The sequence below is a fragment of the Chloroflexota bacterium genome (assembly GCA_016887485.1).
Lineage (GTDB): Bacteria > Chloroflexota > Anaerolineae > Anaerolineales > Anaerolineaceae > Brevifilum.
The window spans coordinates 439,366-463,539 of sequence record CP069394.1 but is presented as its reverse complement, the minus strand read 5'-3'; the positions used below and the strand labels follow the sequence as shown (position 1 = coordinate 463,539).

The following is a 24,174-nucleotide window of genomic DNA, read 5'->3' as shown; positions in this document are numbered from 1 at the left end:
TCTTGGGGGAAAGTTTAATTCAATTCCAGCGCCATTAAATCTTCTGCAACCAGAACATCACCATTGAATGTCATGCCGGCTTCAGCAGCCAGTTCTTCCGGATCAGCTTGGGGTGAATAGTGGATCAGCACCAGGGTATCAACCCCCGCTTGAGCCGCTACCTCGCCAGCCTGAGCCGCGCTGGTATGTCCTGCTGCGAACCCTGCAGCTTCATGGATCAGCACATTGGCCCCCATTGCCAGCCGGATGACCGGATCGCAAGGACTGGTGTCGGTCGAATAAGTAACAATTCCTTCCGGCATCATCATCTGCAGACCAATGGCAGGGATCATATGGCAAACCGGTGAGGCCATGATGGTCAATTCCTCATCCGCAATGACGGGTGCCATTTCTTCAGGTGGCAGGGCATGAAGTTCAACCGGGTAACAACCTGTCCAGGCTTCCCACTCAAACAAGGCCATCAACTTTTGAACTTTTTCCAGATTTGCTTCTTGGCCGTGGAGGGTCAAAGGCTGTTTCCGGCCCATCAGCCACAAGTCCATCAACATCAACGGCAGGCCATTGACATGGTCCGGGTGGAAATGAGTCAGGATCACATCTGTCAGCGCCAATGGGTCCACCCCAGCCTGTTCCAGCCGAACAATCGGATTACCTGAGCAATCAACCAGCACCTTTCGCTGGCCGGATTCAAGAATGAAATGGGCATTGTGATGCGTTGCATCAGGTACTGCACTGGCTGTTCCTAAAAATGTGATCTTTGACATGCTTTTTCCTAAAATCTTCTTTGCTGATTATTTTTCGCTGTTCAGATCGTCTGAGGAACCATCATCAGCCGATTCTTGTTTATCTCTCTTGTGCCGCCAGAACAGGAACCCAGCCGAAGCCACTGCGATGACCAGCATCAGGGTCTGGTTGGCATTGATGCCGCCGACCAGGCTGTTATCCAACCTGAGGAACTCCATTAAAAAGCGGAATACTGGGTAGGAGATCAGATAGGTCAGGAACACATCCCCGCCCTTGAGCTTGTCCGCATATTTGCGGGAAAACCACAACAGGAAAACCATATTTAACAGGTTGAAAATGGATTCGTAAAGGAAGAGTGGATGATAGGTCGCCACGTCCTTAAACTGCGGTAAACGGTAAGCCGGTTCAATTGTGATCGCCCAGGGTAAGGTCGAAGGGCTGCCATAAACCTCCTGGTTGACGAAGTTCCCCCAGCGACCAATGGCCTGTCCCAACGCCAGGCCTGGGGCAAAAACATCCGCCCAAGCACCAAATTGAAGTTTGCGCTTCTTCGCGTAAAGGTAAAAAGCCAGTGCACCACCGGCAATTGCACCAGGGATGCCCAGGCCGCCCTTCCAGATCGCAATCGCATCCAAAGGGTGTGTCAGGTAATACCAGGTGGTGATCCCCTGCTCCACCATTGAGGCCGGTGGGGTAAGGATATGCCAGATCCGCGCGCCAATCACGCCGCCAAGCACAATCCAGGTCAGGCTATCCAATACGACTTCCGGGTCTTTACCCTGCCGTTTTGCCTGATAATAACTTAAAATCGCTGCTGCAATGATCCCCCCCAACAATATCAAGGCATAATAGCGGATCGTCAGCGGTCCAATTTGAAATCCTTCAACCATGCTAATCTTCTTTCTTTAGCGCTTCAGGCTCCTGTGCATTCACTGCCTGCCTGCGGACATAAAAGAACCTCTGAAAGGCTGTAAAATGGGTCAAAATGGCCAAAATCCAGAGGGAAATTTCCGGATAATTAAAGATAATACCGGGGATCAAGACGATATAGCGTTCTGCCCTTGTAAGCAGCCCTACTTTTGCGGAGTAGTTCAGTGCTTCGGCCCTCGCACGCATATACGAAACCATCACCGATCCCAGAGCGGCAAAGAAGATGAGGACAGCCCCTCGCCAGTTGTTCAGATGATAAAAGTGAATCAGCAGGCCGGTATAAAGCACGATCTCAGAATAACGGTCAGTTACCGAATCGAAGAATGCGCCAAAGCGGCTCTCTTCCCCTCGCAATCTGGCCAGGCTGCCATCCAGCGCGTCCAACGGGCCCACCAGCATGGCCACCAGCCCGCCCCAGGTCAGCTTATCAAAAGCAATCAGAACGCCTGCCAGGATATTGCCCACCACACCAATAATCGTGATGGTATTCGGTCTAAGACCAATCCGTTGAAAGAAACCGGCAATGGCATTAAGCCATCCGGCGAATAATCGTCGTAGAAACGCGGTAAATGTCTTTGATTCAGTGGGGTTTGGCAAGGTCATAATTTAAGTCTATCACAATGTCTTCGGTAGCCGCGGAGACTTATTCCTCTGAGTTGTCATCATCCAGTTCAATCAGGATCTCACGTTCACGCCCGCCACCCTGAGACGGCCCCAGGATGCCCTTTTCTTCCAACTGATCCACCAGCCTGGCTGCCCGCGGGTAACCCACCCGGAGCTGCCGCTGGAAAAAGGATGCACTGGCATGCCCCTCTTTGCGGATCAGGGCAATAGCCTCATCAATCAGCGCTTCGTCCTCATCCTCATCATCCCCGATACCCACCTTTTCTTCCCAGGGAGGCGCTTCAGTATCATCATAACGGTCCTGTTTGGGTGGTTCACCCTGGTCTTCGTTCTTCTGCCACCAGCGGATCACTCGGTTCAGGTCCCTGTCCGTGACAATCACGCCTTGAGCGCGAATGGGCAGCCCAACTTCGGGATGGAGGAAGAGCATATCGCCCTTACCCAGCAGCGTTTCTGCACCGCTGGTATCCAGGATAACCCGGGAATCGATCGAGGATGCAACCGTGAAGGAAATCCTTGTCGGGAAGTTGGCCTTAATCAAACCTGTCACGACATCGGTGCTGGGCCGCTGAGTCGCCACGATCAGGTGAATGCCAATCGCTCTGGCTTTTTGCGCCAGGCGCACCAGGGTATGTTCCGTCTGGTCAGGTGCGGAGATCATCAGGTCGGCCAGCTCATCAATCAGAACCACAATCTTCGGCAAGGTTTTCTTCCCCTGCCGTTTCATCTTCATGTTATAGGAATCAATGTTTCTGGCGCGGGCTTTTTCTAGCAGTTTATAACGGTAATCCATCTCAGCGGTGGCCCAGCGCAAGACGCCCAGGATCCGCTCGATTTCCGTTTCCACACTGCCCATCAGATGCGGCATACCGTTGAAGCGCATCAACTCCACCCGCTTGGGGTCGATCATCGCCAGCTTCAAATCCTCTGGCGTGTTATTCATCACCAAACAAGCCGTCAGGGCTGTGATACAGACACTCTTCCCGGATCCGGTCGTCCCAGCAATCAAAAGGTGCGGCATCGTAGAAAGGTCAGCCACAACAGGTCGCCCGGACACATCCCGCCCCAAGGTTAATGCCAAAGGAGAATTGACCCGGCTGAACTCTTCCGATTCGATCAGCGGCCGCAACTGGACCTGAGCAGCATTCGGATTGGGAATTTCAATACCCACATAGGATTTGCCCGGCACGGGCGCTTCAATCCGCAACCGCTCAGCGGAAAGCGCTAAAGCCAGGTCCCTCTGCAGGGATGAAATCTGTGAAACACGGACCTTTTGTTTGTCCTCGTCTGTTTTGTCAATATATCCCGGTTCAACCGCAAACTGGGTCACAGTCGGGCCGGTGCGGAAACCAACCACCTTGGCGGGAATGCCAAATTCCGCCAGTGTTTTTTCAATCAACCCAGCCGTGAGATTAATTGAGCGCTTATCCGGCCGGTATATTTCACCTTTTTGGAGCAGATCTAGCGGGGGCAAGGCTTCTGATCGCTCTTGTGGGTTCACAGCCGCCTCGTCCGCCATATCAGGTGTATCAAATGATTTCCTGAATTCCGGCGGGAGGTAAACCTGTTTCTTCGGCTGTTCCACAGGCTCTTCCGGTTCTTCTTCTGGTTCCGCAACAACCGCAGGCGCTTGCCGGCTGAACTGAATACCTTCCTCATTGATCAATGCTGATTCATTGATTCGGGCATCAACCGCTTTCTCCAACTTGGGCACAAGATCCAACACTGCGATCAATGCGATCCCAAAGAGAATAAAGAGAATTAAGAATGCGAATGTGGGACCGACCGCTGAACGGAAGATCTCTGCAATCCCCCAACCCACCAGACCGCCCAAATCCTGACCGGTTTCAGCCTCAGAAATGGTCGCACCGTCAATGACGGAAAGTAGACCCATCAAAGAGAATACAGCAAATTCAATGCCGATGATTTTGCCCAATGGCACCCGCTCTGGCGGATGTTTCCGCCAGCGGACGACCTGCAGGGCAATCACGACCAGAGCTGCCACAAGCAGAAAACGTCCCAATCCAAGCCAACGCGCCAGAAAGTCCGAGAGCGGTGAAATCAGTGCGCCCTGGGTGACGCCAATCGAGCCCAACAACAAAATCGCTGCAAATGCAAATAACAGAACCCCCAGAAGGTCCCAGCCATAACGGAGGAATCGCTGAAACACATCCACAGTCTGAGATTGCCAATCACCGTCCTTGAACAGGCCGGGCTGCTTCGAATCTGTTGTTTTCTTACCGCTTGTCTTGGGTTTATTTGCCATTATTCAATCGTAGGGTCTTCCAGTTTCAGACCAAGTCTGCGTTTTTTCGGATCAACATGTAAAATGCAAACGTTAACAACCTGGCCCTTATAAAGGAAATCGTCAATATGAGTACATCCGTCAGGAAAGCTCATTGAAGATATATGGATCAATCCTTCAACGCCTTCTTCCAAACGGGCAAAAGCGCCATACTTCACCACGCTGGTGATTGTAGCCGGAACAACGTCACCTGGCGCCATTTTATCTACCAGGATCTCCCACGGGTTTTCAGTCAACCGCTTCAAGCTGAGCGCAATCCGACCTTTATCCTCAGATACCTGCAGCACCAGAGTGGTCACAGTCTCACATACTTTGAGAATATCCGATGGGCTGATCACGCGGCCCCAGGAAAGTTCTGAAACATGAATCAGCCCTTCCAAACCGCCCAGATCCACAAAAGCGCCAAAATCGGTCACATTCGTAACCACGCCTTCAACCACATCACCAATCTTTAGGCTGTGCAGCAACTCCCGCCGACAACCCTCACCTGCCAGAGCCGCCCGTTCAGAGAACACAACCCGCTCTTTTTCGGGTTCACATTCGATGATTTTTAAAGCTATACTTCGATCCAAGTAACTGGTGAAATAAGTCTCGCGATCATCATCCGAGAGTTCGGCTGGCACATCAATAAGGTGCGATGCCGGGACAAAACCATGAATATCATCCCCGGCCACAAGGATCCCACCTCGGTTAAATCCAACAACATTCAGGTTCACGATCTGGTCATTGGTGTAGATCGTTTTAATGCGATCCCAATTGACCGTTGATTTCGTCACCTCCTCTGTTGTTATTCCAGAGACAACTACTGATCCAGTCTGTTCAACTGAAAAATCACTTTGCGGTTCATCTAAGAGCACAGCCGCCCACCAATTTTCATCTGGCTCCCCGGGCGGGATCCTCCGACTACCATTAATCTCCCTGGTTTTCATTTCAATCATTCCTCCCCAATATTGGTAACATACGCCTTATTCCTCTTCGCGAGTGGCCATTTCCATGCCAATAATCACTTTCGAGACCTCTTCCAAAGCGACCCGCTGTTTACGGTAAAGATCCGCTTCCGACATTGCTAAACGTGCAGCCACTTCCCGGACCTTCCGCCCCTCTAAAAATTTTAACTCTAATATATTATATAATATCCACTCTCCTGTAAACCGTCTTTCACCCTCAGGTTTAATATTGTCTACGGCAGACTTTAATATCGCACGAAGTGCATTGGCTGGATTGCCATCGTAGTCCTTCACTGCAGCCTGAACAATATTCAGGTTCAGCAAGGGGCTTTCCGTTAGCTTGGGCCCTCCCCAGTAATGTGATAAGGCGTCCTTGACCCAGGAGACGAAATCCTCATCCGGTAAATCCACTTCATCCAATAATACACCGATTTTGTTATAACTTGAAGCAGCCCGTAACTGCTGGATCAATGCAACCTGGGGCTGTAAAGATTCCAGAGATTGGAAAACCTGTTGCTGCATGCGCCAATCACGTAAAGCAATCGCCACTCTGACCGCCAAAAGGTTGATGGAATGGAGATATTCCTCATCCATTTCCCGGTCCAGTTCCCACTGGAAGCCCAAAAGACCCAATAGCACCTGGCTATTTTGGGGGTCATCGTAAACCAGCGGGACCAATAAATGCCCATTCCAATACTTGAAATCTCCCTGAAGATCTGATTCCTTTTCCAGAGAGAGATCTACCAGTTCATCCGATTCTTCAATAGCCTTGAATGCGTTTTTATCGCCGGTGGTGGTCAGCAATTCCAACTTGCTGCCATTCATCATCGCGATAAACGCCTCATGCACCTGTAAAAGGTCACAGACCGTAGCTGTGACGATCTCAAGGAACTGGCTCAAGTCCGACCGGGTCAATAAATGATCCTCCAAAGATTGGATCATTGCGACATCTTTACGATCGCTGCCATAAAAAAGGAGGCGCTCCCAAAACGGTGCCAAGATCGTGATGATATATTCCAGGAATAAAATGGTCACAACCATAAAGATTGGGACAAAGGCATTATATTGTTCACCCCAGAGCAAGCCTAGCCGGCGCACAATCGTCGTAACCGCCAAAGCTATCGAAGCTGTGAAGGGTCCTCGCAAAAGCCACTTAAATAAACGGCTCTTGACCAGGCGGTCAGGCCAGGTGACGCCAAAAAAGGCCACGGAATAGGCCATGATAACCAAGAACACACCGACTGCCACACTGCTCAGACTGACCAAAATCCAAAAGACAATCGAGTTCAGGGCGATCAGGCCAGAGCCCGTTAGCAAGAAGGGGAAAATCCCAATCGCTGCGACGGTTGCACCTGCCAGCAGGTAGATCATTCGCCGACGGCTGGTCTTGGTCACTGTCCGTTGGTAGGCCCTGAACTGTAATGAGCCGGCCACCAGCATCACAGCAATATAGTAAAAGGAAAATAATTTCGTGAAGAAATTATGTGTTAGATAAGGTACGGGAGAATCCACAGGTGTGTAGGTCCCGATCAGAATATTTAGTGGGATCATCACTACCAGAACTAACGAGAACAGATAGGTCAACCGAACCAGCCAATAACGTCTGCCGCGGCTGGGGCGTCCTGTGATGGTTAGCAATGAATCAGAAAAATGAAGATAGGTTGCAGGCAGGAAAACGATCCCAACCCATTTCAACTTGAGCATCAACTCAACCAATGCCACATTCGCGCCCACAGTTGCAATCGAGTGCATTGTGAAGACAATTACAACGCTGGTCAGGATCAGGATGAAAGCCCGTGCGACGTTTTCCCGCAAATTGAAAGCAAAGGCATACAACAACAGCGAAAACGCCGTGATAGCCACACCAGCCGACAAAATTTGGCTGATGGTCTCAATCGCTTCATCCCAGTAAATACTTAGAAACATAGGTGAGCCAGCCCTATCTCACAAATCTACTAAAGAATAAGGCCATATCCTGATTGGGGTAGTAATTATCACGGAACCCACAGAATGTGAGGCCCATCTTCTCTGCGAGCGCCACAGCGGGGTCATTCCGGGATTGCATCTCCATCATCACATAGGGGTAATTGCGGCTGGAAGCCATATCCATTACAGCTACCATCAACCCGCTGGCAATCCCCTGGCGGCGCATCGGCGTTGATACCACCAAATCACTTACCCGCAGCACTTTTTCCCCGTGCTCCACGAGGACCTTGATATAGCCAACCGGCTGATTCTCCAATAGAGCCACCAGAAAAGCTTCAACCTGACCTAACGCGCCGAAAATTAGTTCCTTGCTCCGGGGATAAGGTACAAAAACGCGCCTGGGTAAATGGGTTCGCCGCAAACCAGCCTGCAGGTTCTGGGGATCAGTTTCCATTGTGACCTGCCAGACAAATTCACTGTAATACCCATGCTCAAAGGCTGTCAGGCTATCAATATCATGCTGATCGACTGGACGAAGTTCAATTTCTGGCATAGTTCCACCTATTCTTCAGACACAACTTCAACGGTGATAATACAGGGTGTCATATCATTCCCTTCATTATCCAGGGGTACGAGCTGCAATAAATAGACACCGGGGGTTAACGAATTGGTATACCAATAGCCTAAAAGCTCATCAAGCTTCAATTGATTCCCAGCCGCAATGGTCGTCCAGCTGATCGCACCGGTGGGTGAAAACTCATATTTATATGAACCGAAATTTTCAGGATTCATCGAGCCAATGATCTCAACCGTGCCACTGATCGTATCGCCATCCGCAGGAAAAGTGATTTCAACTACCTCAGGGATACAGTCGGATACCAATGTATCCTGTCCAACGGTTGCGGTTGGTACGAGAGTAGCTTCCTCCGGCTCTACCGAGACGGTCAGCGTCGCAAATGGGTTTTCTGGTGCTTCGGTGGCGCTCACCTGGATGGAAGGCATCCTCGGGCCAACAATGGTAACAATCAGAAATTCGCCAATAATGAGGAATAACAACAAAGCAAGGCCCGTGGTAGATGTCACCAGCTGCCGCTGCGCCATAGATCGCTCCAGCCCAAAGACTGACCTTTGCCACTCCTTGAGCGCGATCAGGAACCTTCTTGTATAAACGAGGAATCCCAGGATCAGGACGACAAATATGCCAACGCCATAATCGACCAGACCTCGCAGAATATTATTGAGAAAATTTTCCATAAAAGATGCAGGTTAGAAAAAATTTGTAATTGTTTTGGCCTAGAGCCTTGATAATGTCCCGCGGATCAATCCGGTCAGCTTGGGTACAAGAACCTGCCCTGCTTCCAGAACCTCTTCATGGGTCGTTACCGTGCTGCCGTCCAGGTTGGCCTTATTCGAGATGCCGGAAATACCCAGCACACGCATGCCGCTATGCCGGGCAATAATGACCTCCGGCACAGTGGACATACCCACGGCATCCGCACCGATGGCTTTTAGGAAGCGTAGTTCAGCCGGCGTTTCAAAAGAAGGCCCCGCTAATCCAACATAGACACCCTCCTGATAAGGAATATCAGCGTCGTCACAAGCCTCTCGAGCTGTTGCAAGCAGTTCGCTGTCATAAGGCTGGCTCATATCCGGGAACCGAACCCCAAACTCTTCCATATTGGGTCCAAACAAGGGATTTGACCCGCCCATCCCGATCAGATTGATGTGATCAGTGATCAGCATCAGATCGCCGGGGATGTAATCCGGGTTGATTGCTCCAGCCGCGTTGGTCACAACCAGCGTTTCGCAGCCCAGACGTTTCATCACACGCACGGAGAAAGTGGTCTGCCCCATCGTATATCCTTCATAGAAGTGAGTCCGCCCTTGAAGGATAAATACAGTCTTCCCCTCGAGTTCACCAATCACCAGGCGGCCCTTATGGCCCTGCACAGTCGAAATCGGCCAGCATGGGATTTCCTGGTTGGGGATAATTGTGGCCCCATCAACACTGTCTGCCAGCGGCCCCAGGCCTGTGCCCAGGATCATACCAATTTCTGGCTTAACTTCAATTCGGGACCGAATGGCGTCTACCGCCCGATCAATATCCGTCATCGTAATAAATTCACTCATAAAATTAACCTCTTTAAATTGGTTAGGACTCCTAATCCATTATAACACCCGTTCATTTTTAAGGGATTTTCATACCTTTAATAATAAAAATTCCTTACCATTTGGTAAAATATCCAAGTAAATCAAAACACATAATAAAGGGGAAGTGAAATGTCTCACCCGGATATGCAAAACGGGAAAATCCTGCAAAAACTATTCGGCCGACGCCATAAAGACAAAGTCTTTTGGGCAAACATGGTCACCCATTGGAAAATACTGACACCCGAGAAGAGACACAAAATGCTGGCAGGAGCAGCCTTCGGTCTGGTTTTATTAATTGCAATTATTACAGTTGGATATTTCCTCTTCGGAAAAACCTTCATTTGGTTTCAATATTATTATTTCTTCAATCCAGGGTTATAACCATAAACGGGATATAATCATTATCCAACCGGTTCATACTCTGGAAATTACTGCAATGGCAAAAGAAAAGAAACCAAACAACCCCCAACCCCCCAAGCCCTCTCTGCTCCAGGCCCTGATGTCCCGTGCTGAATGGGACAAAGACTATAAAGGTGACCTTCAGGAGCAATGGAAAAGTATGAACAATGGCGAACGGGCCAGATTTATTGCGGGTGCAGTCTTTGCACTGACCCTATTTATCGCTGCTCTGGTCGGGGTCTATTTTGTGATCAATTTCCTAAGACAATTAATATTCGTATCCCCTACCCCCTAAAACAAAAACTCTCGGTTTGCACCGAGAGTTTTCTTTTTATAAATTAAAAGAATTTCTGACTAGAAACCTTTGACAGCATTGCCCATCCAAAGCAGGACAAAGCCTACAACCACGAACCAAATTGCATAAGTCGAAACGAATGGGATACTGGGGACAACTTCACCGAGAACACCAAGCACGGCGAAAATCGTCGCAATCCAAAACACATTCTTCTTAGGGGGAGTTAGTCGCATAATATTAATTCCTTTCGTAATATTGATTTAACTATAAAATATAACACTTCGAAACTAAAAAGGTTACAACCCTATGAAAATTCTCCTCCGGGAATTTCTTGAGCATTCAAATTCATTCACAACAAGAGCCGTATCAAACCAGCCCTTAAACCCCATGATTATCTCAGGTAAACCGCTACTTCTTTTCCACGATCAGGACATATTTCACAACGGAAGTCGCACCCATTGCCAGAAACTTTGGCGTTGAAATGGGTATGACCGCCATGACTTCCCCATCCAGTCGATTCAAGAATAGCTCCAACTTTTCCTGCACGGAATCTTCGTCAACTTCAACGCGATGAACCATGTATTTCATGATTTCTCCTTTTGAGAGTTACAGGGTTGAGTGGCGCACTTGTATAGTCATTATATATTTTTTTATCCAGGTTTCAAAACCGCTAAGTTCTTAAATAATTAAATAAATCAAACAAAATTTACTCATTAATGTAGGCTTTTGGGAAAACAAAAATCTCCCGATAAACGGGAGATTTATTTTAGTGGCGAGAGGCGGATTTGAACCGCCAACCAATGGCTTATGAGTCCACTGCTCTACCATTGAGCTACCTCGCCGGAACACACAAACGTGTTCGATATATTACTATGGGTTCCGGGAATTGTCAACGATTTTTTCGGAAAGGCTAGCGACGGGTGACCCCGGAAGCCTTCATAGTCCGATATGCACCTTCGTCATTCATCGGGATATAGGTCGGTTCGGGCCTATTGTTCTTCCTGCGGGAGGCGGACCGTGCAGAAGCTGCCCGTCCCAACCCGACAACCGGGGTGCTGCTTGGGTGTGCCGCCCTGCTTTGGGACTGGCGATATTCCCGGCGGGACACACCACCAGTTTTCTGCTGCTTTGCCTCACGGAGCAACTTGTCGCCTTGTTTGGAAAGCGTACCGATCAACAGGATTCGGATCACCCAGACCATCAGCGCAATGAAGATCGGGACAAACTTGCTGATGAATGAGGAGTTGACCAGGCTGACGCTCAAAACGGAATGGGTCTGCATCGCCATCACCACACCCCACCAGGTCAGGATCGCGTTCATTGTAGCGGCCAGGATCCAGGCACCAAACATGAACCAATTCGACCGCATCTCATCATCCGTGTTTTGTGGACCGAATAAGCGGGCAATCCCCGCAAAGTCAATCCCGCAAAAGGCCAGTGCCAGCAATGTGGCCCAGCGGACGCCCATGAAACGCAGATTACCCAATAAATCAGAGAGGGCAAAATCGGTTGTGCTGAAGTTAAACGCCTCAAATGCAACCAGGGCCAGAACGATGATTATTAGATACATCCATCCCTTGCGGTTTTTCAGGCTGGAAATTGAGGTGGAAAATGAATTTTTGATAGATTGGCTGACATTCATGAGAACCTCCATATAGGCTGGACTGTTAGTTTTTACAGTATAGAACTTGTGTTCTATTTTGTCAAGAACCAATCTTTTCCATCAAAAAAGAGAGGTTCCCGGTGGAACCTCTCTTCCGAAAACTCATTTCTACTTCATATTAAGGCGTGTAACACGGAGATGGTTCTCCTGCACCGCTCCTGCTGCCGCACCAGCCAAAGACCTGCGAGCCATTATCCCCGTTACCCTGGAACTGATTCGGACCCAGGGCAAAGAATTCAAAGGTGCCATCTAGCGTAGGCCCAATCCAGGTGCCGCTGATGGTTGTAAAATCTTCGCTGATGGTGCCGGTCAAATTTACGGTTTGCCCACCGCCGAGGTCCACAACACCCGTCAGTGTTGAGCCGCTGACAGATAAGGTCATTGGATAGGAAAAGTGCCAGCTGTTATCCTGGGCCACATTATAGGTCGTCCAGGATCCCGCCCAATCAATCATGGGTGTCGGTGTTGGTGGAGGTGTATATTCCACCAGATCAGCTGTCGGTCCCTTCACAGAGGCGTAATTCGCCCAAAGCCAGCACTCGCCTGCCCGGTCGGGATTTTTGATCACCCAATATTGACCGTCTGCAGTTTTGCCAACCACCTCAGCAACTTCGCCAACTAACAGCGCGCCAATCCAGTCATAGATCTTCCCGGGCCCGGTCCTGCAGTTGGTGTCCACACTGACACTCACCATCGGCTTGGATTCCGTCGGCGTCAGGGTGAAGGTCGGGGTGAGCGTGATCGTGGGCTGAATGGTCTGAGTGACAGTGGGAGCAGCGCCGGCCCCGTCATCGCCCGGTAAAACCTCACCACCCATCGCCACGGCGGTTTGTTGCTCATAGGTGGCAACCCAATCTTCTACAGAGAGATCCTGATTGGCGCCTGGAAGATTACAGCCGGTAAGTAATAGGATAAAAATGAGAAAGCTTAGGCTGATGAGTCTGCTTTTATTCTTCATCTTTCTTCCTTTCATTAATTATTTATTTAAGTTCAGGAAAACTTCAGAGATGATTTACGAATAACAAGAGTGAATGATTACAATTTATTTAATTTGCTGCGTAGAAATCTTGGGGAAATAAGGCGAACAGAACCAATAATCAAATAGGTTACCTAACCATAAGTAACTCAATTCGATTATACAAATAACAGAAGCCAAATTCAAATAGCGAAAATGGGCAATACAACTTAGAATCTGGAAATTAACATAAAGAAGCCGATTGCCAGAAAGAATTGAGCCAGGTGATAGGTGACCATGATGAGAAAATGCGCTGGCTTGAAGGGTTTCACAAACCGGTCATAGGCTAAATTAAAATCAGAGATTAAGAATGAGGTTCCTCCCAGTGCCAAAGCCCAAATCCAGATTCCCCCACTGGTATATAGTCCCGCCGTTAACCAACCAGACACCATCACAACACTTAGGCATACAGCGTAAAGATAGAGCGCGACCTGGAAAAGCCACCTGGGGTGCGGGTCCCGTATCTTCCGGATGATCACCCGGTTAAAAATCATCAACGCTGCCAGAACAACAACCCCTATCACACCCCAAACCCAGGGCGCGATTGGTGCGATCAGACCTTCAACTCTGCCAATTTGAAATAGCTTATAAAACAAAAACAGATAGGTTATATGGCCCAACAGGAAAGCGCCCAACCCCCACTTGAAGCACCGAGTGGGAAAAAGCAGCAGAATATCCCCCAACAAGCCAAATCCCAGCGCCAAGAGCAATAGAACCCCCAGCCTGTTCGGGGCAAAATCAAATAACAGCGCAATCCATAAGATCAAAAGGATCAATGCCAGTGTTTTGGCATAGGGGCGCAACTTCTTCCAACCGAATATAACTGAAAGCCAATCAGATAGAAAACCTGCAAAAACGATCAAAGCCCCGAATTTTGCCAGCCCCCCCAGTTCAGTCATGGCTCAGTCCCACCCTTCGCAGAAAGTCCTGGTTATTGCGCCAGTTCTTTTCCACTTTCACTTGTAGTTCCAGATAAACCTTCTCCCCGCTCAGTTCTTCTATTTTCTCGCGGGCTTGTGTGCTGATCTTTTTGATCATTGAACCCCGCTTGCCGATCACAATTCCCTTATGCGAATCACGCTCGACCAGGATTGTTGCATGGATATAGCGCAGGTTATCATTGCGGACCTTGTAATCATCCACCCGCACGAAGATGCCATAAGGCACTTCTTCATGAAGGTTCTCCAGAGCCGCAGCCCGGATCAAGTCCTCTGCGATATCCTTCTCATAAATATCCGTGATCTGATCCTCAGGGAAATACCGAGGTCCTTCGGGCAGCATATCAATCACTTTTTCCAACAGCTGCTCCCGTCCCGGCGCTGTGAGGGCCGAGATCTGAACAACATCGGTAAAATCCATTAACTTGGAAAACTGCTCCCGGCGCTCCGGTACCAAATCCGGAGGGATGAGGTCAATCTTATTCAGCACCAATAGCACCTGCGGCGGTGCTTTCAAAGCAGTAATCTCTCCGGCAAGGGCCTGGTCTTCCGAATCCGGCGGCAAGCTGGCATCCACAATGAATAAGATCAAATCCGCATCCATTAACGCATATTGGGCTTCCTCATTGATAAAGCGGCTGAGCTTATAATCCCCTTTGTGCATACCCGGCGTATCCACAAATACGATCTGAGCTTTTTCCAGGGTGATAATTCCCAATTGACGCCGACGGGTGGTCTGTGGTTTGGCTGAAACAGCGGCAATCATCTGCCCCACATAGTCATTGAGCAAGGTGGACTTACCCACATTGGGTTTGCCGACCAGTGCGACATAGCCCGATTTGAACCCATCAAATTGGGACACATTCATTTCCATCATAATTAGTCCTGACCTAATCCCCTACCACACGATCATTCTTGATTTCATGGCCTTCAAGTTTCAACAGCCAGGCCTTGGTCTTGATCCCATCCGGTGCGGCAAAACCATGCATTTTTCGATCGCTGCCAATCACCCGGTGACAAGGGATCACCAACGCCATCGGATTGCGGGCCAGTGCCGTGCCCACCGCACGTGAAGCCCCGGGTTTTCCCAATTGTTGAGCCAGTTCGCCATAAGTGCGGACCTCGCCAAAGGGTATCTCGGCTGTCAGTTGGAGCACATCCCTCTGGAAGCCATTGATCACATCCCAATCTATGGAGGTAGTAAATGTTTTCCGTAAACCAAAGAAATATTCACTCAGTTCCGCCAGGAGGGTGGAAACGACCTCCATCCCTTTAAGCGAAGGTTGGTCATCCACAACCGGCAGGCTTGCTTTGAACGCCATCAATGGTGAAAATGCAACCTGCTCCAAACCCTGATCGCCCGCCATGAAGCTGACCGGTCCAACGGGTGTTTGATCCAATACACCGAAAATTTTTCCCAATTTACACCTCTGAGTGAATAGCTTTCTACCAATCTTACCTTAATACTTCGACTGGAAGGTGTCCAAATCCCTGGGTTTTGACCTGCAAAATAGAAGCACTATCGTAGGGCAATCGTAGGGTAACCGTCAAGCATAAATCCGACCTATCCTGTAAGATATAAGTAAGTAAGGGCGACTTCTCTTCTTCTCCTCCTTAAAATGAGTGCCGGGGTCGGCGTCTCCGGCACTCACATAATTTAATCCCCACTTCCAAATAATTGAAATCTTTTAAGGTCTAGACATCTCATCTATTTCAGGTTGCATTATAATTAGGTCGATTTTTGAGACGAACTGGAGACCTGAAAATGAGTGAGAAACGCGAGACCTACGGCATTGACATCGCCGGCATCCATCGGGAACTTGAACTTTTTGAAATCAAACCCGGCCTGCGCATTGCCATTCTGAATATCCTTGGCGACACAGAACTGGTTGAAGCCTGTGCCAAAGCCCTGGCCGAGAAATTATCCGATATCGAATTTGACGTCCTGGTGACGGCCGAAGCCAAGAGCATCCCAATTGCCTATGCGCTTTCCGTTGTGACCGGCAAGCCTTTCGCCATCCTTCGTAAGACCTACAAAGCCTATATGGGCGATGCTATCGCTTCCGAAACCCTTTCCATCACAACCGGCAAACCGCAAACCCTCTACCTTGATGAAAAAGACCGCAAATTGATTGATGGTCATAAGGTCGTGATTGTGGACGATGTGATTAGCACCGGTTCCACCCTGCAGGGCATGCGAATGATCCTGGAGAAAGCCGGTGGAACGATCACAGCCGAAGTCGCTATCCTCACAGAGGGTGAGCGTGCCAAATGGGCTGATATCATCGCCCTGGGCCATCTGCCTGTTTTCTCAGATTAATCGTTTCAAACAAAATTAGCTCAGCCAACCGGTCAGAGTATTCTGACCGGTTTTTTTAATCACCTTTCCCTCAAAAGCCCAATGGTACAGATATTGCATCATATAAAAGCTGTTCGTTACTTCAATTTCATTTTGGTGTTATTTAATTAAGTCAAAACCTGGAACTTTTTTCGTTTTTAGACGTATTAATAGTAGAGATTAATTAAACTGGCTTTATATAAAATAATTTAAAGAAGAAGAAGGAGGAAGTCCATGAGCGCTGTTATTTATTTTGTAATTGGCTTGATTAGCGTTGTATTTGCTTTAATCAGTTTCACTGGGCTGGAGCAAACACACAATGACTGATCCCCTGCCACTCAAACGGGCACCCCAACAGCTATAATGGGTTTCATCTGTTGGGGTGCTTCCCTGACAGACCAATTTATATCAAGAAGCCGCCGTCCTGGCGGTTTTTTGTTATGATAGGGATGGAAATAAAAATCATTTTGGAGGAACAAATGCAAATCCGTATCGGATTGGAAGAAAATACTGAAGAAGGTCGCTTTCTGGCCTATGCCCTCGATCACCCGGGATGTTTTACCTATGGTGAAGATGAAGCCGAAACCTTGATTCGTATGCCATTGGCTGTACTTACCTTCGATAAATGGATCCGAGATCACACCGCTGAACCCTGGGCAGAATTCACAGACCTGGATTTCAGAATTGTGGAAAGGTTTACGACCTACAACCTGAATGAAAGCTATCAATCCACAGCCCCCGGCATTGGCTATCAGGTCAACGCCTGGTTTCATGATGACTGGCGGCCACTGACCAAAGATGAAATCGACATCGCCCTCAAAGTTTTCCACTGGCAACGGGATGAGCTTCTGGCTGGTTACACCACCCTTTCACCGGAAATCCTTGAAATGCAGCGCCCAGATGAACGCTGGAATATCACCGGGATTGTCAAGCATGTCGCCAATGCCGAACATTGGTACCTTTCCCGCCTGAACCTGACCGATCGTGAACGCCAGGACCTGGCCGGAGATCCCGTGGAACGGCTCAATCAGTTGGCGTCTGAAATTGACCGAGTCTTCCCAACCTTCGCTAGCGTAGTGAAAGTCCTTGGGCTCGAAGGGGAATTCTGGTCCCCCCGCAAGATCGTCCGCCGCACACTCTGGCACCAGCGGGACCATATCGAACATATTAAGAAGTTGGTCTTTCCGGAAAAGTAACTGCTCCATTAAAGTCACAAAGCAGGCGCCTCACCAAACGCCTGCTTTGCTTCGTTAACCTCACCTTTATCTCAGTTGGGGGTCACTACCACAACTTTTAGGTTATGCTCGGAATTCGAAAGGAGAGAAATCAAATTCCTTAAGAAGAAGGTTATCATATTGCGATTAATAAACCCTCAATGAATTGTTATCAGATTGTTAATTGCGAAGAAATGAGGCCTAAACCACTAAAATATATCCCGATTTTCCAACTGTCTATCACGGACTTTGGGAATCAAGTCAAGCTGTGCTATCATTGATAAAAATGATAAGGCAGAGGCAATGAAGACCAAAAAAAGTCTCCTTTTTTACATCCTGCTAAATATTCTGATCTCCGCGGCAACGACCCTGATCGTCCTGCTCATCTGGCAAGCTACCCACCCCACACCGGATGTATCCATCACCTTGACTGACCCAAACAGCGGGTCAGGTGACATTGAATCGACCGGTGAAACCTTTGCTATAACACCCCAGCCCACTACTGAGTTCCTGCAAGAGGGACTGGTACTCACCATCCCAACCGTTATCGGGGCCGGGAATTTGGAAATTGAAAACGTCCAAATCCTCAACCGGAGCGACGGCGCGATCAACCTGAGTGGCTGGCAGATTCTAAATGATCGGGGACAACGGTTCACTTTCCCTGCGATGATCCTCAACCAAGATGGCGCGGTAGAGGTGCACTCAAAAGCCGGCACTAATACGGTGATAGAATTGTACTGGCAGTCCGACACCCCCATCTGGCAACCCGGTGACACGGTCACTCTGGTTGACTCCGGCGGGGAAACGCAGGCCACTTATCAAATACCCTAGTGAAATAAAAAAATCATTATGCCTAAAGCCCTTTACCGCAAATGGCGACCCCAAAGCTGGGATGAAGTCGCCGGTCAGGAACATATTACCCAAACGCTGCGCAACGCCGTCATGTTGGACCGCGTGGCGCATGCTTATCTCTTCTCCGGCCCCCGCGGCACAGGTAAAACGACCTGTGCCCGTTTGGTGGCCAAAGCCGTCAACTGCCTCAATCCGGACCTGGAAAACCGTCCCTGCAATGAATGCGATCACTGCAAGGCCATCACCGCCGGCCGGTTCATGGACCTGATCGAGATTGACGCCGCGTCCAACACCAGCGTGGATGACGTTCGCGACCTGCGTGACAAGATCAACTTCTCCCCCTCTCAGGGGCGTTTTAAAGTCTATATCATCGATGAAGTCCACATGCTATCCACCGCGGCCTTCAATGCCCTCCTGAAAACCCTGGAGGAGCCGCCAGCCCATGCCATTTTCGTGCTGGCGACCACTGAAATCCATAAGATCCCAGCCACCGTGCTTTCCCGCTGTCAGCGGCATGAGTTCCGGCGGATTCCAATTGAGATCATTGTCAACTACCTCAAAGAGAAGAGCCAGGTTGAGGGATTGAAGATCGAAGAACCCGTTTTTATGGAAGTGGCGCGGCAGGCCACAGGCAGCCTGCGGGACGCGATCTCCCTGCTTGACCAGCTGACCTCTACCGAAGAGGAAATCTCGCTAGAGAAGGCCCAGACCATTCTGGGAACAGCTACCAGCCTGCGAGTGATTGAGATCGTGGATGCCCTGGTGGCGAAAGACGCCGCAGCCGGACTGGAACAGATCGACCAGGCGCTGGATACCGGTACGGACCCCCGCCAGCTTGCCCGGCAAGTTGTGTCCTACCTCCGCAATGTCCTGCTTTATCAAATGGATCACCTCAACTCGACCGATATCACCGATGACATCAAGCCCAAAATCCATGCGCACGGAAACCAGCTTCCCCTGCCCGAATTATTGAAGGCAATCAATGCCTTCAACCAGGCAACCGTGGATGAACAGGCCAACTGGCATCCAGGCTTGGGTCTGGAATTAGCCTTCACGGAATATCTCGTTAAGCCAGCTGTCGTTGTGGCAGAGCAAACCCCAACCCCACAAACCCAACCCACGGAAACAACACCAGTCCAACCCCAACAAAGCCAACCAAAGCCCAAACCCAAACCTGAGCCGGTTGAAACACCTGTGCAGGAAAAGGCGGTTGATTCTCAAAAAACCGAACCCCGGCCGGAGAAGATCAAGGAAGAAAAACCAGCCAAACCCAGGCAGGAGCCAATCGAGAAAGAACCTCCTCAGACAAAATCCGCTGCGCCTACCGTGGAAGGCGACCTAAAGCTCAGCGATATCCACAAGCAGTGGCGCAAGGTCAAATCAATGGTCGGGAAGCATAATCCCCGCACGGAGGGCCTATTGAACACCTCCAAAGTCGTGGGCTTGAAAGACAACACGCTCATCCTGGGCTTCTCATCCGACACGCTCAAGGACATGATGGATAAGGGCGGCAACCTGACCCTGACCGCCGATATCCTTGAAGAAGTATTCGGTACACCAATCAATGTAAACTGCATCGTGAGCACACATGAAAGCAGTGCTGTGCCCGAAGATATTGAAATTGATAATGATGGAATGGTCGGCACCGCCACCCGTGACCTGGGTGGTAAAATCACCAAAGCTAAAGAAGCTGACTAAAAAAGTAATTATGGATTTTGAAAGGAAATAACAATGGCAAAAGGTTATAATCGCGCCCCCGGCGGCAAAAGCGCCGGTGGGATGATGGCCCAAATCCAACAGATGCAGCAGCAAATGGCTCAGGCTCAGGAAGAGCTTTCTCAAGAGACCGTGACCGCCACTGTTGGCGGCGGCGTGATCAGCGTCACCATGACAGGCGATCAGATCTGCAAATCCATCACCATTGCGCCGGAAATCCTCGAAGATGCCGATCTGGAAATGCTGCAGGATCTGATCACTTCCGGTGTCAACGCCGCGCTGGATCAATCCCGCACCCTGGCATCCGAAAAAATGGCTCCCTTCACCAATATGCTGGGTGGAATGGGACTCGGGCTCTAGTCCCTCACTATGCGTACCTTACCTGAACCCGTTCAGAATCTCGTGGATGCCCTCGCCCGGCTGCCCGGTGTCGGCCCCAAGACCGCTTCTCGGCTGACCTTTTACCTCCTGCGCGCACCGGAGGATATTTCGCTCAGCCTGGCGGACGCGCTGCACGGCCTTAAGGAAGAGACCGGTCTATGCGAGACCTGTTTCAACATCACCCGCAAAGATACGCCCATTTGTGAGGTCTGCGGCAGTGACCAGCGGGACCGCCACACGATCTGTGTGGTCGAAGAGCCAATGGATGTCCTGGCGATTGAAAAGACCGCCGGCTTCAACGGGCTCTACCATGTGCTGCACGGTGTTCTCTCCCCTATTGAAGGCATTGGCCCTGAAGATTTAAAGATCAAGGAACTCTATGCCCGGTTGGATGCTGACGAGATCAAAGAAGTGATCCTGGCAACCAATCCCAGCATGGAAGGCGACGCCACGGCAATGTACCTCAATGAGCGGATTGCACCGATGGGCATTCGGGTGACTCGTCTGGCCCGCGGGCTGCCGGTTGGGGGCGACCTGGAATACGCTGATCAGAACACCCTGCTGCGTGCACTGGCCGGTCGACAGGATTTGGACTAAAACCGAATAATAATAAATTAATTAATTAGGCGCTATTGAAGCGCTTTTTTCTTTTGATTTAGCCATTCATGATTTAAAAAGCTCAGAATTTCGCTATAATGAAATTAATCCAATTAACCAACAGAAAGGAATTCAGCATGACAGAACGATTGGTCCTCTACGATTCCTATTTTGGCAATACTGCCAAAGTAGCCACAGCGATTGGCGAAGCGATCGGTGCAGTTACCAAGAAAGTTGACGACGTCCAACCCGCTGATTTTGAAGGATTGCAGATCTTCATTATTGGCTCTCCCACCCGGGCATTCCGACCCACCCAGAAGGTGCAAATCCTTCTGCAGGAACAGAAAGGTAAGCTGGCTGGCGTTCGAGGCAGTGTCTTCGATACCCGCATCCCAATTGATAAAACCAACTCTGGCTTCCTGAAGTTCATGATCCGACTTTTCGGTTATGCGGGCTCCAAAATGGCTAAAGCCTATCAGAAAACCGGTGCGACCTTAGCGCTCGAACCCACCGGATTTGCCGTGGTTGATTCAGAAGGTCCACTGGCAGACGGCGAACTTGAACGAGCAGTGGCATGGGCTGAGGCAATTCTGCCCAAAGCATGAGCCAACCAAAATTCTCGCTCGCCACGCCGGATGAGGCGTTGCAGGAGCTGGTCGGTCAGGCCAACCATGTGACTCTGGCAATCTGGGCCAGGGATTGTGCGTTGCGTGTCCTGCCGATGTACGAATCCCAATTTCCCCATAATCCCCATCCCCGCCAGGCGCTGGATACACTTCAGGACTGGATTGACACAGGGGAGTTCAGTATATCTGTCATCCGTTCAGCTTCCCTCAATGCACACGCTGCGGCCCGGCAGGTCAATAACGATACGCCGGCCAAATCCGCAGCCAGAGCAGCCGGTCAGGCTGTGGCCACGGCGCATGTTCGCACCCACGCACTGGGCGCAACAAAATATGCCCAGCAAGCGGCGTTTCGGGCTGCCCTCCCAAAGGACACTCAACAAGCAGTTGTACAAGAGCGAAACTGGCAGTTCAATCACCTAAAGCAATTAATCACAAAACGCCAACCCTAAAGGTTGGCGTTCACCTTTGTTGGGGGATATTACATCACACCATCAATAACCGGCCGACAATCACCACCGCCATCCCGACCAGCACAGGGACGAATAAATTACGGGTCAGGATCGCTGCTGCAAACGTTGGTAACGCAGCCCAAAAGAACAAGTTCTCTGCATTGATCGCCGACTGCCCATCGGACACCACCAATGACGGCAGCAGCATGGCAGCCAGCACCGCTGGTGGGACATAACCCAGCCAGTCAATCACAACCTCCGGCAAACGGCGGCCCGTGAGTGCAAGCAGAGGGATGACCCGCGGCAGGTAAGTCACCGCAGCCATACCTAAAATGGTCAGGAGGATGGTTGTTTGGTCCATTTTTTCAGTACCACTCCTAAAGTCGCAGCCAGGATGGTCGCGATAATCACATACCACTGCTGCATACCGAGTAGATATAAGCCAAGAGAAAATAACCCCGCCAAAACCGCCACGATCACCTGAACCTTGTTCGTAATCTGCATCACCAGCAGGGCAATAAACATCGCCGGTAACGCATAATCCAGGGCAAAGGGCTCAATCTCCGCAATCATCTGCCCGCCAAAGATGCCCAGGGCAGTCCCCAGCACCCAGGAGGCCTGGGCTGTGACGTTGACTGCAAAGGTCTCGCTCTTGGGCCGCTCATGCCCGTCCATCCGGGTGGCATGCAGGGCAAAGGACTCGTCAGTGAGTTCATAGGCAAAAACAGCCAGCGCCGGTTTGCGCCAGGACTGCAAATGAGGCGAGAGCGCAGCGGACATCAGCATGTGCCGCAGGTTGACGATAAATGTGGTGATAATGATGGAAAGCGGCGCCAACCCGGAAGAGACCAACCCAACGGCGATCAATTGGGCTGAACCGGCATAGACAATAATCGACATCAGCAGAGTGTTGAAAGCAGATATGCCCGCTTTTTGCGCCAGAACACCATAGGCAAATCCCACCGGGATATAGCCCAGTACGATCGGCACTGCCTGCACCATCCCCTGCAGCCAGGGGCGTTGATGGCGGCTTGATTTCACTTCGCTGTTCTCATTCATCAGATTTACTCATGGAAATAACGCACTCACCTGAGGTGGTGATAATTGCTCCATTTTACTATGGCCGTAATGGATCACACCCGCGGCAGGATTATCGTTTTGTTAATATTGGTGAGGAAAATAAACTCTTTTCTACATAAATTTCAACAGAATCATCTTTCCTGAATCAGGAATATCTCTTGTTTTAATATGTTTTTTTCAGGATTGTTTTCAGATAAAAACCAAAAACACCTGTGCTGTGAACACATAAGTCAAATCCGCAGCACAAAAATAATAATATAAATAGAAAATTAGATTTCGGAGAATTATCCTAATTTACTGTTATCGAATTCACAATTTGATCATATATCGGTTCAATAACTTCCCACTGCTCAGATGTTGCACAGATTGAAGTGATAAAGATAAAACCGTCTTTTTCGCCAATCCTATCAATACAAGATTTCACTCTCTCTGAATTGCCATAAGGATATTCAAATAGAATATCTGTGTGATTTTCTCGATCCACCACATCTATGAATCGAAGCTGATATTCGTTATTTATTCTCAAAATATCCGAATAAATTATTTCATCAATAGATTGAAATTGATCAGAATTTTGGTCGAATTGGAAGATCTTTAACCAAGGTAAGGATCCAGCAGGTTTTCCTCCCTGGATTATTAGATTGGTGTTTATTCCTTCACCATATTCGGATGAATTAGTTACATCATAAATTATCCAATCATCTGGAACCAATATAGAAATATTGATATTCTTAAATGTTTCCGTAATTAATGTGGTTGACAAAGACTTCCCGGATAATGAACGGTTATACATTATTCTGAGATTCACAATGCTAAAAATGGACCAAAATAAAAAAAACAGCCAGGCCTTTTTCTTTTTCGTCATGTCTTCCCCTTGATCTGTGGTTGATTTTGCCAAATTGTTTTGTACTACTTAGGTTAATACCTGATTTTGGATTCCAATAAACCCTCTAGAGTGTATAAGCTATTATACTTTTTATTTAT

Annotated in this window: 29 protein-coding genes and 1 tRNA gene; 10 read left to right on the top strand and 20 right to left on the bottom strand. The window is 49.4% G+C overall.

Annotated features, from left to right (window positions below):
- Window positions 1-14: 14 nt before the first annotated feature.
- From JR338_02105 to JR338_02065, 9 genes are read right to left on the bottom strand one after another with little or no spacing between them, the layout of a single operon-like run.
- A complete protein-coding gene (locus JR338_02105; GenBank protein QRN83570.1) occupies window positions 15-764 on the bottom strand; it encodes an MBL fold metallo-hydrolase in 750 nt (249 codons plus the stop codon).
- Between the two features lie 27 nt (window positions 765-791).
- A complete protein-coding gene (gene lgt / locus JR338_02100) occupies window positions 792-1,634 on the bottom strand; it encodes a prolipoprotein diacylglyceryl transferase (protein QRN83569.1) in 843 nt (280 codons plus the stop codon).
- A 1-nt stretch (window position 1,635) separates the two neighbouring features.
- Window positions 1,636-2,277, bottom strand: a complete 642-nt coding sequence (locus tag JR338_02095; GenBank protein ID QRN83568.1) for a CDP-alcohol phosphatidyltransferase family protein — start codon at window positions 2,275-2,277, stop codon at window positions 1,636-1,638.
- Between the two features lie 40 nt (window positions 2,278-2,317).
- The gene (locus JR338_02090; GenBank protein QRN83567.1) at window positions 2,318-4,564 is read right to left on the bottom strand and encodes a DNA translocase FtsK 4TM domain-containing protein; all 2,247 of its coding nucleotides are present in this window, start codon (window positions 4,562-4,564) and stop codon (window positions 2,318-2,320) included.
- Complete coding sequence (locus tag JR338_02085; protein ID QRN83566.1) at window positions 4,564-5,532, bottom strand: S1 RNA-binding domain-containing protein; 969 nt, start codon at window positions 5,530-5,532, stop codon at window positions 4,564-4,566. The genes JR338_02090 and JR338_02085 overlap by 1 nt, the downstream gene beginning before the upstream one ends.
- Before the next feature lie 36 nt (window positions 5,533-5,568).
- Window positions 5,569-7,476 carry a hypothetical protein gene (locus tag JR338_02080; GenBank protein ID QRN83565.1) on the bottom strand — a complete coding sequence of 636 codons (1,908 nt, stop codon included), beginning with the start codon at window positions 7,474-7,476 and terminating at the stop codon, window positions 5,569-5,571.
- A gap of 13 nt (window positions 7,477-7,489) precedes the next feature.
- A complete protein-coding gene (locus tag JR338_02075) occupies window positions 7,490-8,029 on the bottom strand; it encodes a GNAT family N-acetyltransferase (GenBank protein ID QRN83564.1) in 540 nt (179 codons plus the stop codon).
- A gap of 8 nt (window positions 8,030-8,037) precedes the next feature.
- Window positions 8,038-8,730, bottom strand: a complete 693-nt coding sequence (locus tag JR338_02070) for a hypothetical protein (protein QRN83563.1) — start codon at window positions 8,728-8,730, stop codon at window positions 8,038-8,040.
- 39 nt (window positions 8,731-8,769) lie between these two features.
- On the bottom strand, window positions 8,770-9,606 hold the full coding sequence (locus JR338_02065) for a purine-nucleoside phosphorylase (protein QRN83562.1): 837 nt from the start codon (window positions 9,604-9,606) through the stop codon (window positions 8,770-8,772).
- A gap of 165 nt (window positions 9,607-9,771) precedes the next feature.
- Here JR338_02065 and JR338_02060 point away from each other — a divergent pair, with 165 nt between their 5' ends.
- On the top strand, window positions 9,772-10,008 hold the full coding sequence (locus JR338_02060) for a hypothetical protein (protein QRN83561.1): 237 nt from the start codon (window positions 9,772-9,774) through the stop codon (window positions 10,006-10,008).
- A 55-nt stretch (window positions 10,009-10,063) separates the two neighbouring features.
- Window positions 10,064-10,321: a hypothetical protein gene (locus JR338_02055; protein ID QRN83560.1), complete on the top strand. Its 258-nt coding sequence runs from the start codon at window positions 10,064-10,066 to the stop codon at window positions 10,319-10,321.
- Window positions 10,322-10,380: 59 nt separating this feature from the next.
- Here JR338_02055 and JR338_02050 read toward each other — a convergent pair whose 3' ends face one another.
- The 8 genes from JR338_02050 to JR338_02015 all read right to left on the bottom strand — a co-directional run bounded on the left by JR338_02050 (window position 10,381) and on the right by JR338_02015 (window position 15,358).
- Window positions 10,381-10,554, bottom strand: a complete 174-nt coding sequence (locus tag JR338_02050; protein ID QRN83559.1) for a hypothetical protein — start codon at window positions 10,552-10,554, stop codon at window positions 10,381-10,383.
- 175 nt (window positions 10,555-10,729) lie between these two features.
- Window positions 10,730-10,909 (bottom strand): hypothetical protein, encoded by a 180-nt coding sequence (locus tag JR338_02045; protein QRN83558.1) that lies wholly within the window; start codon window positions 10,907-10,909, stop codon window positions 10,730-10,732.
- A 182-nt stretch (window positions 10,910-11,091) separates the two neighbouring features.
- Window positions 11,092-11,163: transfer RNA gene (locus JR338_02040), tRNA-Met, on the bottom strand.
- 68 nt (window positions 11,164-11,231) lie between these two features.
- Window positions 11,232-11,963, bottom strand: coding sequence for a hypothetical protein (locus tag JR338_02035; protein QRN83557.1), 732 nt, complete (start codon window positions 11,961-11,963; stop codon window positions 11,232-11,234).
- A 139-nt stretch (window positions 11,964-12,102) separates the two neighbouring features.
- Window positions 12,103-12,942: a hypothetical protein gene (locus tag JR338_02030; GenBank protein ID QRN83556.1), complete on the bottom strand. Its 840-nt coding sequence runs from the start codon at window positions 12,940-12,942 to the stop codon at window positions 12,103-12,105.
- 227 nt (window positions 12,943-13,169) lie between these two features.
- Window positions 13,170-13,898, bottom strand: coding sequence for a hypothetical protein (locus tag JR338_02025; GenBank protein ID QRN83555.1), 729 nt, complete (start codon window positions 13,896-13,898; stop codon window positions 13,170-13,172).
- Window positions 13,891-14,805, bottom strand: a complete 915-nt coding sequence (gene era / locus JR338_02020) for a GTPase Era (protein QRN84332.1) — start codon at window positions 14,803-14,805, stop codon at window positions 13,891-13,893. The genes JR338_02025 and era overlap by 8 nt, the downstream gene beginning before the upstream one ends.
- Window positions 14,806-14,827: 22 nt before the next feature.
- Window positions 14,828-15,358, bottom strand: coding sequence for a methylated-DNA--[protein]-cysteine S-methyltransferase (locus tag JR338_02015; GenBank protein ID QRN83554.1), 531 nt, complete (start codon window positions 15,356-15,358; stop codon window positions 14,828-14,830).
- A gap of 344 nt (window positions 15,359-15,702) precedes the next feature.
- Here JR338_02015 and JR338_02010 point away from each other — a divergent pair, with 344 nt between their 5' ends.
- From JR338_02010 to JR338_01975, 8 genes are all read left to right on the top strand, one after another.
- Window positions 15,703-16,257 carry an adenine phosphoribosyltransferase gene (locus JR338_02010; GenBank protein ID QRN83553.1) on the top strand — a complete coding sequence of 185 codons (555 nt, stop codon included), beginning with the start codon at window positions 15,703-15,705 and terminating at the stop codon, window positions 16,255-16,257.
- A gap of 497 nt (window positions 16,258-16,754) precedes the next feature.
- Window positions 16,755-17,471: a DUF664 domain-containing protein gene (locus tag JR338_02005; GenBank protein ID QRN83552.1), complete on the top strand. Its 717-nt coding sequence runs from the start codon at window positions 16,755-16,757 to the stop codon at window positions 17,469-17,471.
- A 321-nt stretch (window positions 17,472-17,792) separates the two neighbouring features.
- The gene (locus JR338_02000; GenBank protein ID QRN83551.1) at window positions 17,793-18,320 is read left to right on the top strand and encodes a lamin tail domain-containing protein; all 528 of its coding nucleotides are present in this window, start codon (window positions 17,793-17,795) and stop codon (window positions 18,318-18,320) included.
- Window positions 18,321-18,338: 18 nt separating this feature from the next.
- Window positions 18,339-20,039, top strand: a complete 1,701-nt coding sequence (dnaX, locus tag JR338_01995; protein QRN83550.1) for a DNA polymerase III subunit gamma/tau — start codon at window positions 18,339-18,341, stop codon at window positions 20,037-20,039.
- Window positions 20,040-20,072: 33 nt separating this feature from the next.
- Window positions 20,073-20,417 (top strand): YbaB/EbfC family nucleoid-associated protein, encoded by a 345-nt coding sequence (locus JR338_01990; protein QRN83549.1) that lies wholly within the window; start codon window positions 20,073-20,075, stop codon window positions 20,415-20,417.
- Between the two features lie 9 nt (window positions 20,418-20,426).
- On the top strand, window positions 20,427-21,035 hold the full coding sequence (gene recR / locus JR338_01985) for a recombination protein RecR (protein ID QRN83548.1): 609 nt from the start codon (window positions 20,427-20,429) through the stop codon (window positions 21,033-21,035).
- Between the two features lie 137 nt (window positions 21,036-21,172).
- Entirely contained in the window at window positions 21,173-21,640 is a 468-nt protein-coding gene (locus tag JR338_01980; GenBank protein ID QRN83547.1) for a nitric oxide synthase, read from the top strand.
- A complete protein-coding gene (locus JR338_01975) occupies window positions 21,637-22,110 on the top strand; it encodes a hypothetical protein (GenBank protein ID QRN83546.1) in 474 nt (157 codons plus the stop codon). Before JR338_01980 ends, JR338_01975 begins: the two co-directional genes overlap by 4 nt.
- Before the next feature lie 34 nt (window positions 22,111-22,144).
- On the opposite strand, the gene JR338_01970 is transcribed toward JR338_01975, so the two are convergent.
- The 3 genes from JR338_01970 to JR338_01960 all read right to left on the bottom strand — a co-directional run bounded on the left by JR338_01970 (window position 22,145) and on the right by JR338_01960 (window position 24,055).
- Window positions 22,145-22,471 (bottom strand): AzlD domain-containing protein, encoded by a 327-nt coding sequence (locus JR338_01970; protein ID QRN83545.1) that lies wholly within the window; start codon window positions 22,469-22,471, stop codon window positions 22,145-22,147.
- Window positions 22,447-23,169 carry an AzlC family ABC transporter permease gene (locus JR338_01965; GenBank protein QRN83544.1) on the bottom strand — a complete coding sequence of 241 codons (723 nt, stop codon included), beginning with the start codon at window positions 23,167-23,169 and terminating at the stop codon, window positions 22,447-22,449. The genes JR338_01970 and JR338_01965 overlap by 25 nt, the downstream gene beginning before the upstream one ends.
- A gap of 310 nt (window positions 23,170-23,479) precedes the next feature.
- Window positions 23,480-24,055, bottom strand: a complete 576-nt coding sequence (locus JR338_01960) for a hypothetical protein (protein QRN83543.1) — start codon at window positions 24,053-24,055, stop codon at window positions 23,480-23,482.
- Between the last annotated feature and the right edge of the window lie 119 nt (window positions 24,056-24,174).

Excerpts from the sequence above, each read along its gene's own strand:
- recR (QRN83548.1), top strand. The coding sequence starts at position 20,427 with ATGCGTACCTTACCTGAACCCGTTCAGAATCTCGTGGATGCCCTCGCC.
- JR338_02025 (QRN83555.1), bottom strand. The coding sequence starts at position 13,898 with ATGACTGAACTGGGGGGGCTGGCAAAATTCGGGGCTTTGATCGTTTTT.
- JR338_02075 (QRN83564.1), bottom strand. The coding sequence starts at position 8,029 with ATGCCAGAAATTGAACTTCGTCCAGTCGATCAGCATGATATTGATAGC.
- JR338_01990 (QRN83549.1), top strand. The coding sequence starts at position 20,073 with ATGGCAAAAGGTTATAATCGCGCCCCCGGCGGCAAAAGCGCCGGTGGG.
- JR338_02060 (QRN83561.1), top strand. The coding sequence starts at position 9,772 with ATGCAAAACGGGAAAATCCTGCAAAAACTATTCGGCCGACGCCATAAA.
- JR338_02085 (QRN83566.1), bottom strand. The coding sequence starts at position 5,532 with ATGAAAACCAGGGAGATTAATGGTAGTCGGAGGATCCCGCCCGGGGAG.
- JR338_01980 (QRN83547.1), top strand. The coding sequence starts at position 21,173 with ATGACAGAACGATTGGTCCTCTACGATTCCTATTTTGGCAATACTGCC.
- JR338_02010 (QRN83553.1), top strand. The coding sequence starts at position 15,703 with ATGAGTGAGAAACGCGAGACCTACGGCATTGACATCGCCGGCATCCAT.
- JR338_01975 (QRN83546.1), top strand. The coding sequence starts at position 21,637 with ATGAGCCAACCAAAATTCTCGCTCGCCACGCCGGATGAGGCGTTGCAG.
- JR338_02095 (QRN83568.1), bottom strand. The coding sequence starts at position 2,277 with ATGACCTTGCCAAACCCCACTGAATCAAAGACATTTACCGCGTTTCTA.
- JR338_02105 (QRN83570.1), bottom strand. The coding sequence starts at position 764 with ATGTCAAAGATCACATTTTTAGGAACAGCCAGTGCAGTACCTGATGCA.
- JR338_02065 (QRN83562.1), bottom strand. The coding sequence starts at position 9,606 with ATGAGTGAATTTATTACGATGACGGATATTGATCGGGCGGTAGACGCC.
- JR338_02050 (QRN83559.1), bottom strand. The coding sequence starts at position 10,554 with ATGCGACTAACTCCCCCTAAGAAGAATGTGTTTTGGATTGCGACGATT.
- JR338_02005 (QRN83552.1), top strand. The coding sequence starts at position 16,755 with ATGCAAATCCGTATCGGATTGGAAGAAAATACTGAAGAAGGTCGCTTT.
- JR338_02035 (QRN83557.1), bottom strand. The coding sequence starts at position 11,963 with ATGAATGTCAGCCAATCTATCAAAAATTCATTTTCCACCTCAATTTCC.
- dnaX (QRN83550.1), top strand. The coding sequence starts at position 18,339 with ATGCCTAAAGCCCTTTACCGCAAATGGCGACCCCAAAGCTGGGATGAA.
- JR338_02000 (QRN83551.1), top strand. The coding sequence starts at position 17,793 with ATGAAGACCAAAAAAAGTCTCCTTTTTTACATCCTGCTAAATATTCTG.
- JR338_02030 (QRN83556.1), bottom strand. The coding sequence starts at position 12,942 with ATGAAGAATAAAAGCAGACTCATCAGCCTAAGCTTTCTCATTTTTATC.
- JR338_01965 (QRN83544.1), bottom strand. The coding sequence starts at position 23,169 with ATGAATGAGAACAGCGAAGTGAAATCAAGCCGCCATCAACGCCCCTGG.
- JR338_01970 (QRN83545.1), bottom strand. The coding sequence starts at position 22,471 with ATGGACCAAACAACCATCCTCCTGACCATTTTAGGTATGGCTGCGGTG.
- JR338_02080 (QRN83565.1), bottom strand. The coding sequence starts at position 7,476 with ATGTTTCTAAGTATTTACTGGGATGAAGCGATTGAGACCATCAGCCAA.
- JR338_02070 (QRN83563.1), bottom strand. The coding sequence starts at position 8,730 with ATGGAAAATTTTCTCAATAATATTCTGCGAGGTCTGGTCGATTATGGC.
- JR338_01960 (QRN83543.1), bottom strand. The coding sequence starts at position 24,055 with ATGACGAAAAAGAAAAAGGCCTGGCTGTTTTTTTTATTTTGGTCCATT.
- JR338_02055 (QRN83560.1), top strand. The coding sequence starts at position 10,064 with ATGGCAAAAGAAAAGAAACCAAACAACCCCCAACCCCCCAAGCCCTCT.
- era (QRN84332.1), bottom strand. The coding sequence starts at position 14,805 with ATGAATGTGTCCCAATTTGATGGGTTCAAATCGGGCTATGTCGCACTG.
- JR338_02090 (QRN83567.1), bottom strand. The coding sequence starts at position 4,564 with ATGGCAAATAAACCCAAGACAAGCGGTAAGAAAACAACAGATTCGAAG.
- lgt (QRN83569.1), bottom strand. The coding sequence starts at position 1,634 with ATGGTTGAAGGATTTCAAATTGGACCGCTGACGATCCGCTATTATGCC.
- JR338_02045 (QRN83558.1), bottom strand. The coding sequence starts at position 10,909 with ATGAAATACATGGTTCATCGCGTTGAAGTTGACGAAGATTCCGTGCAG.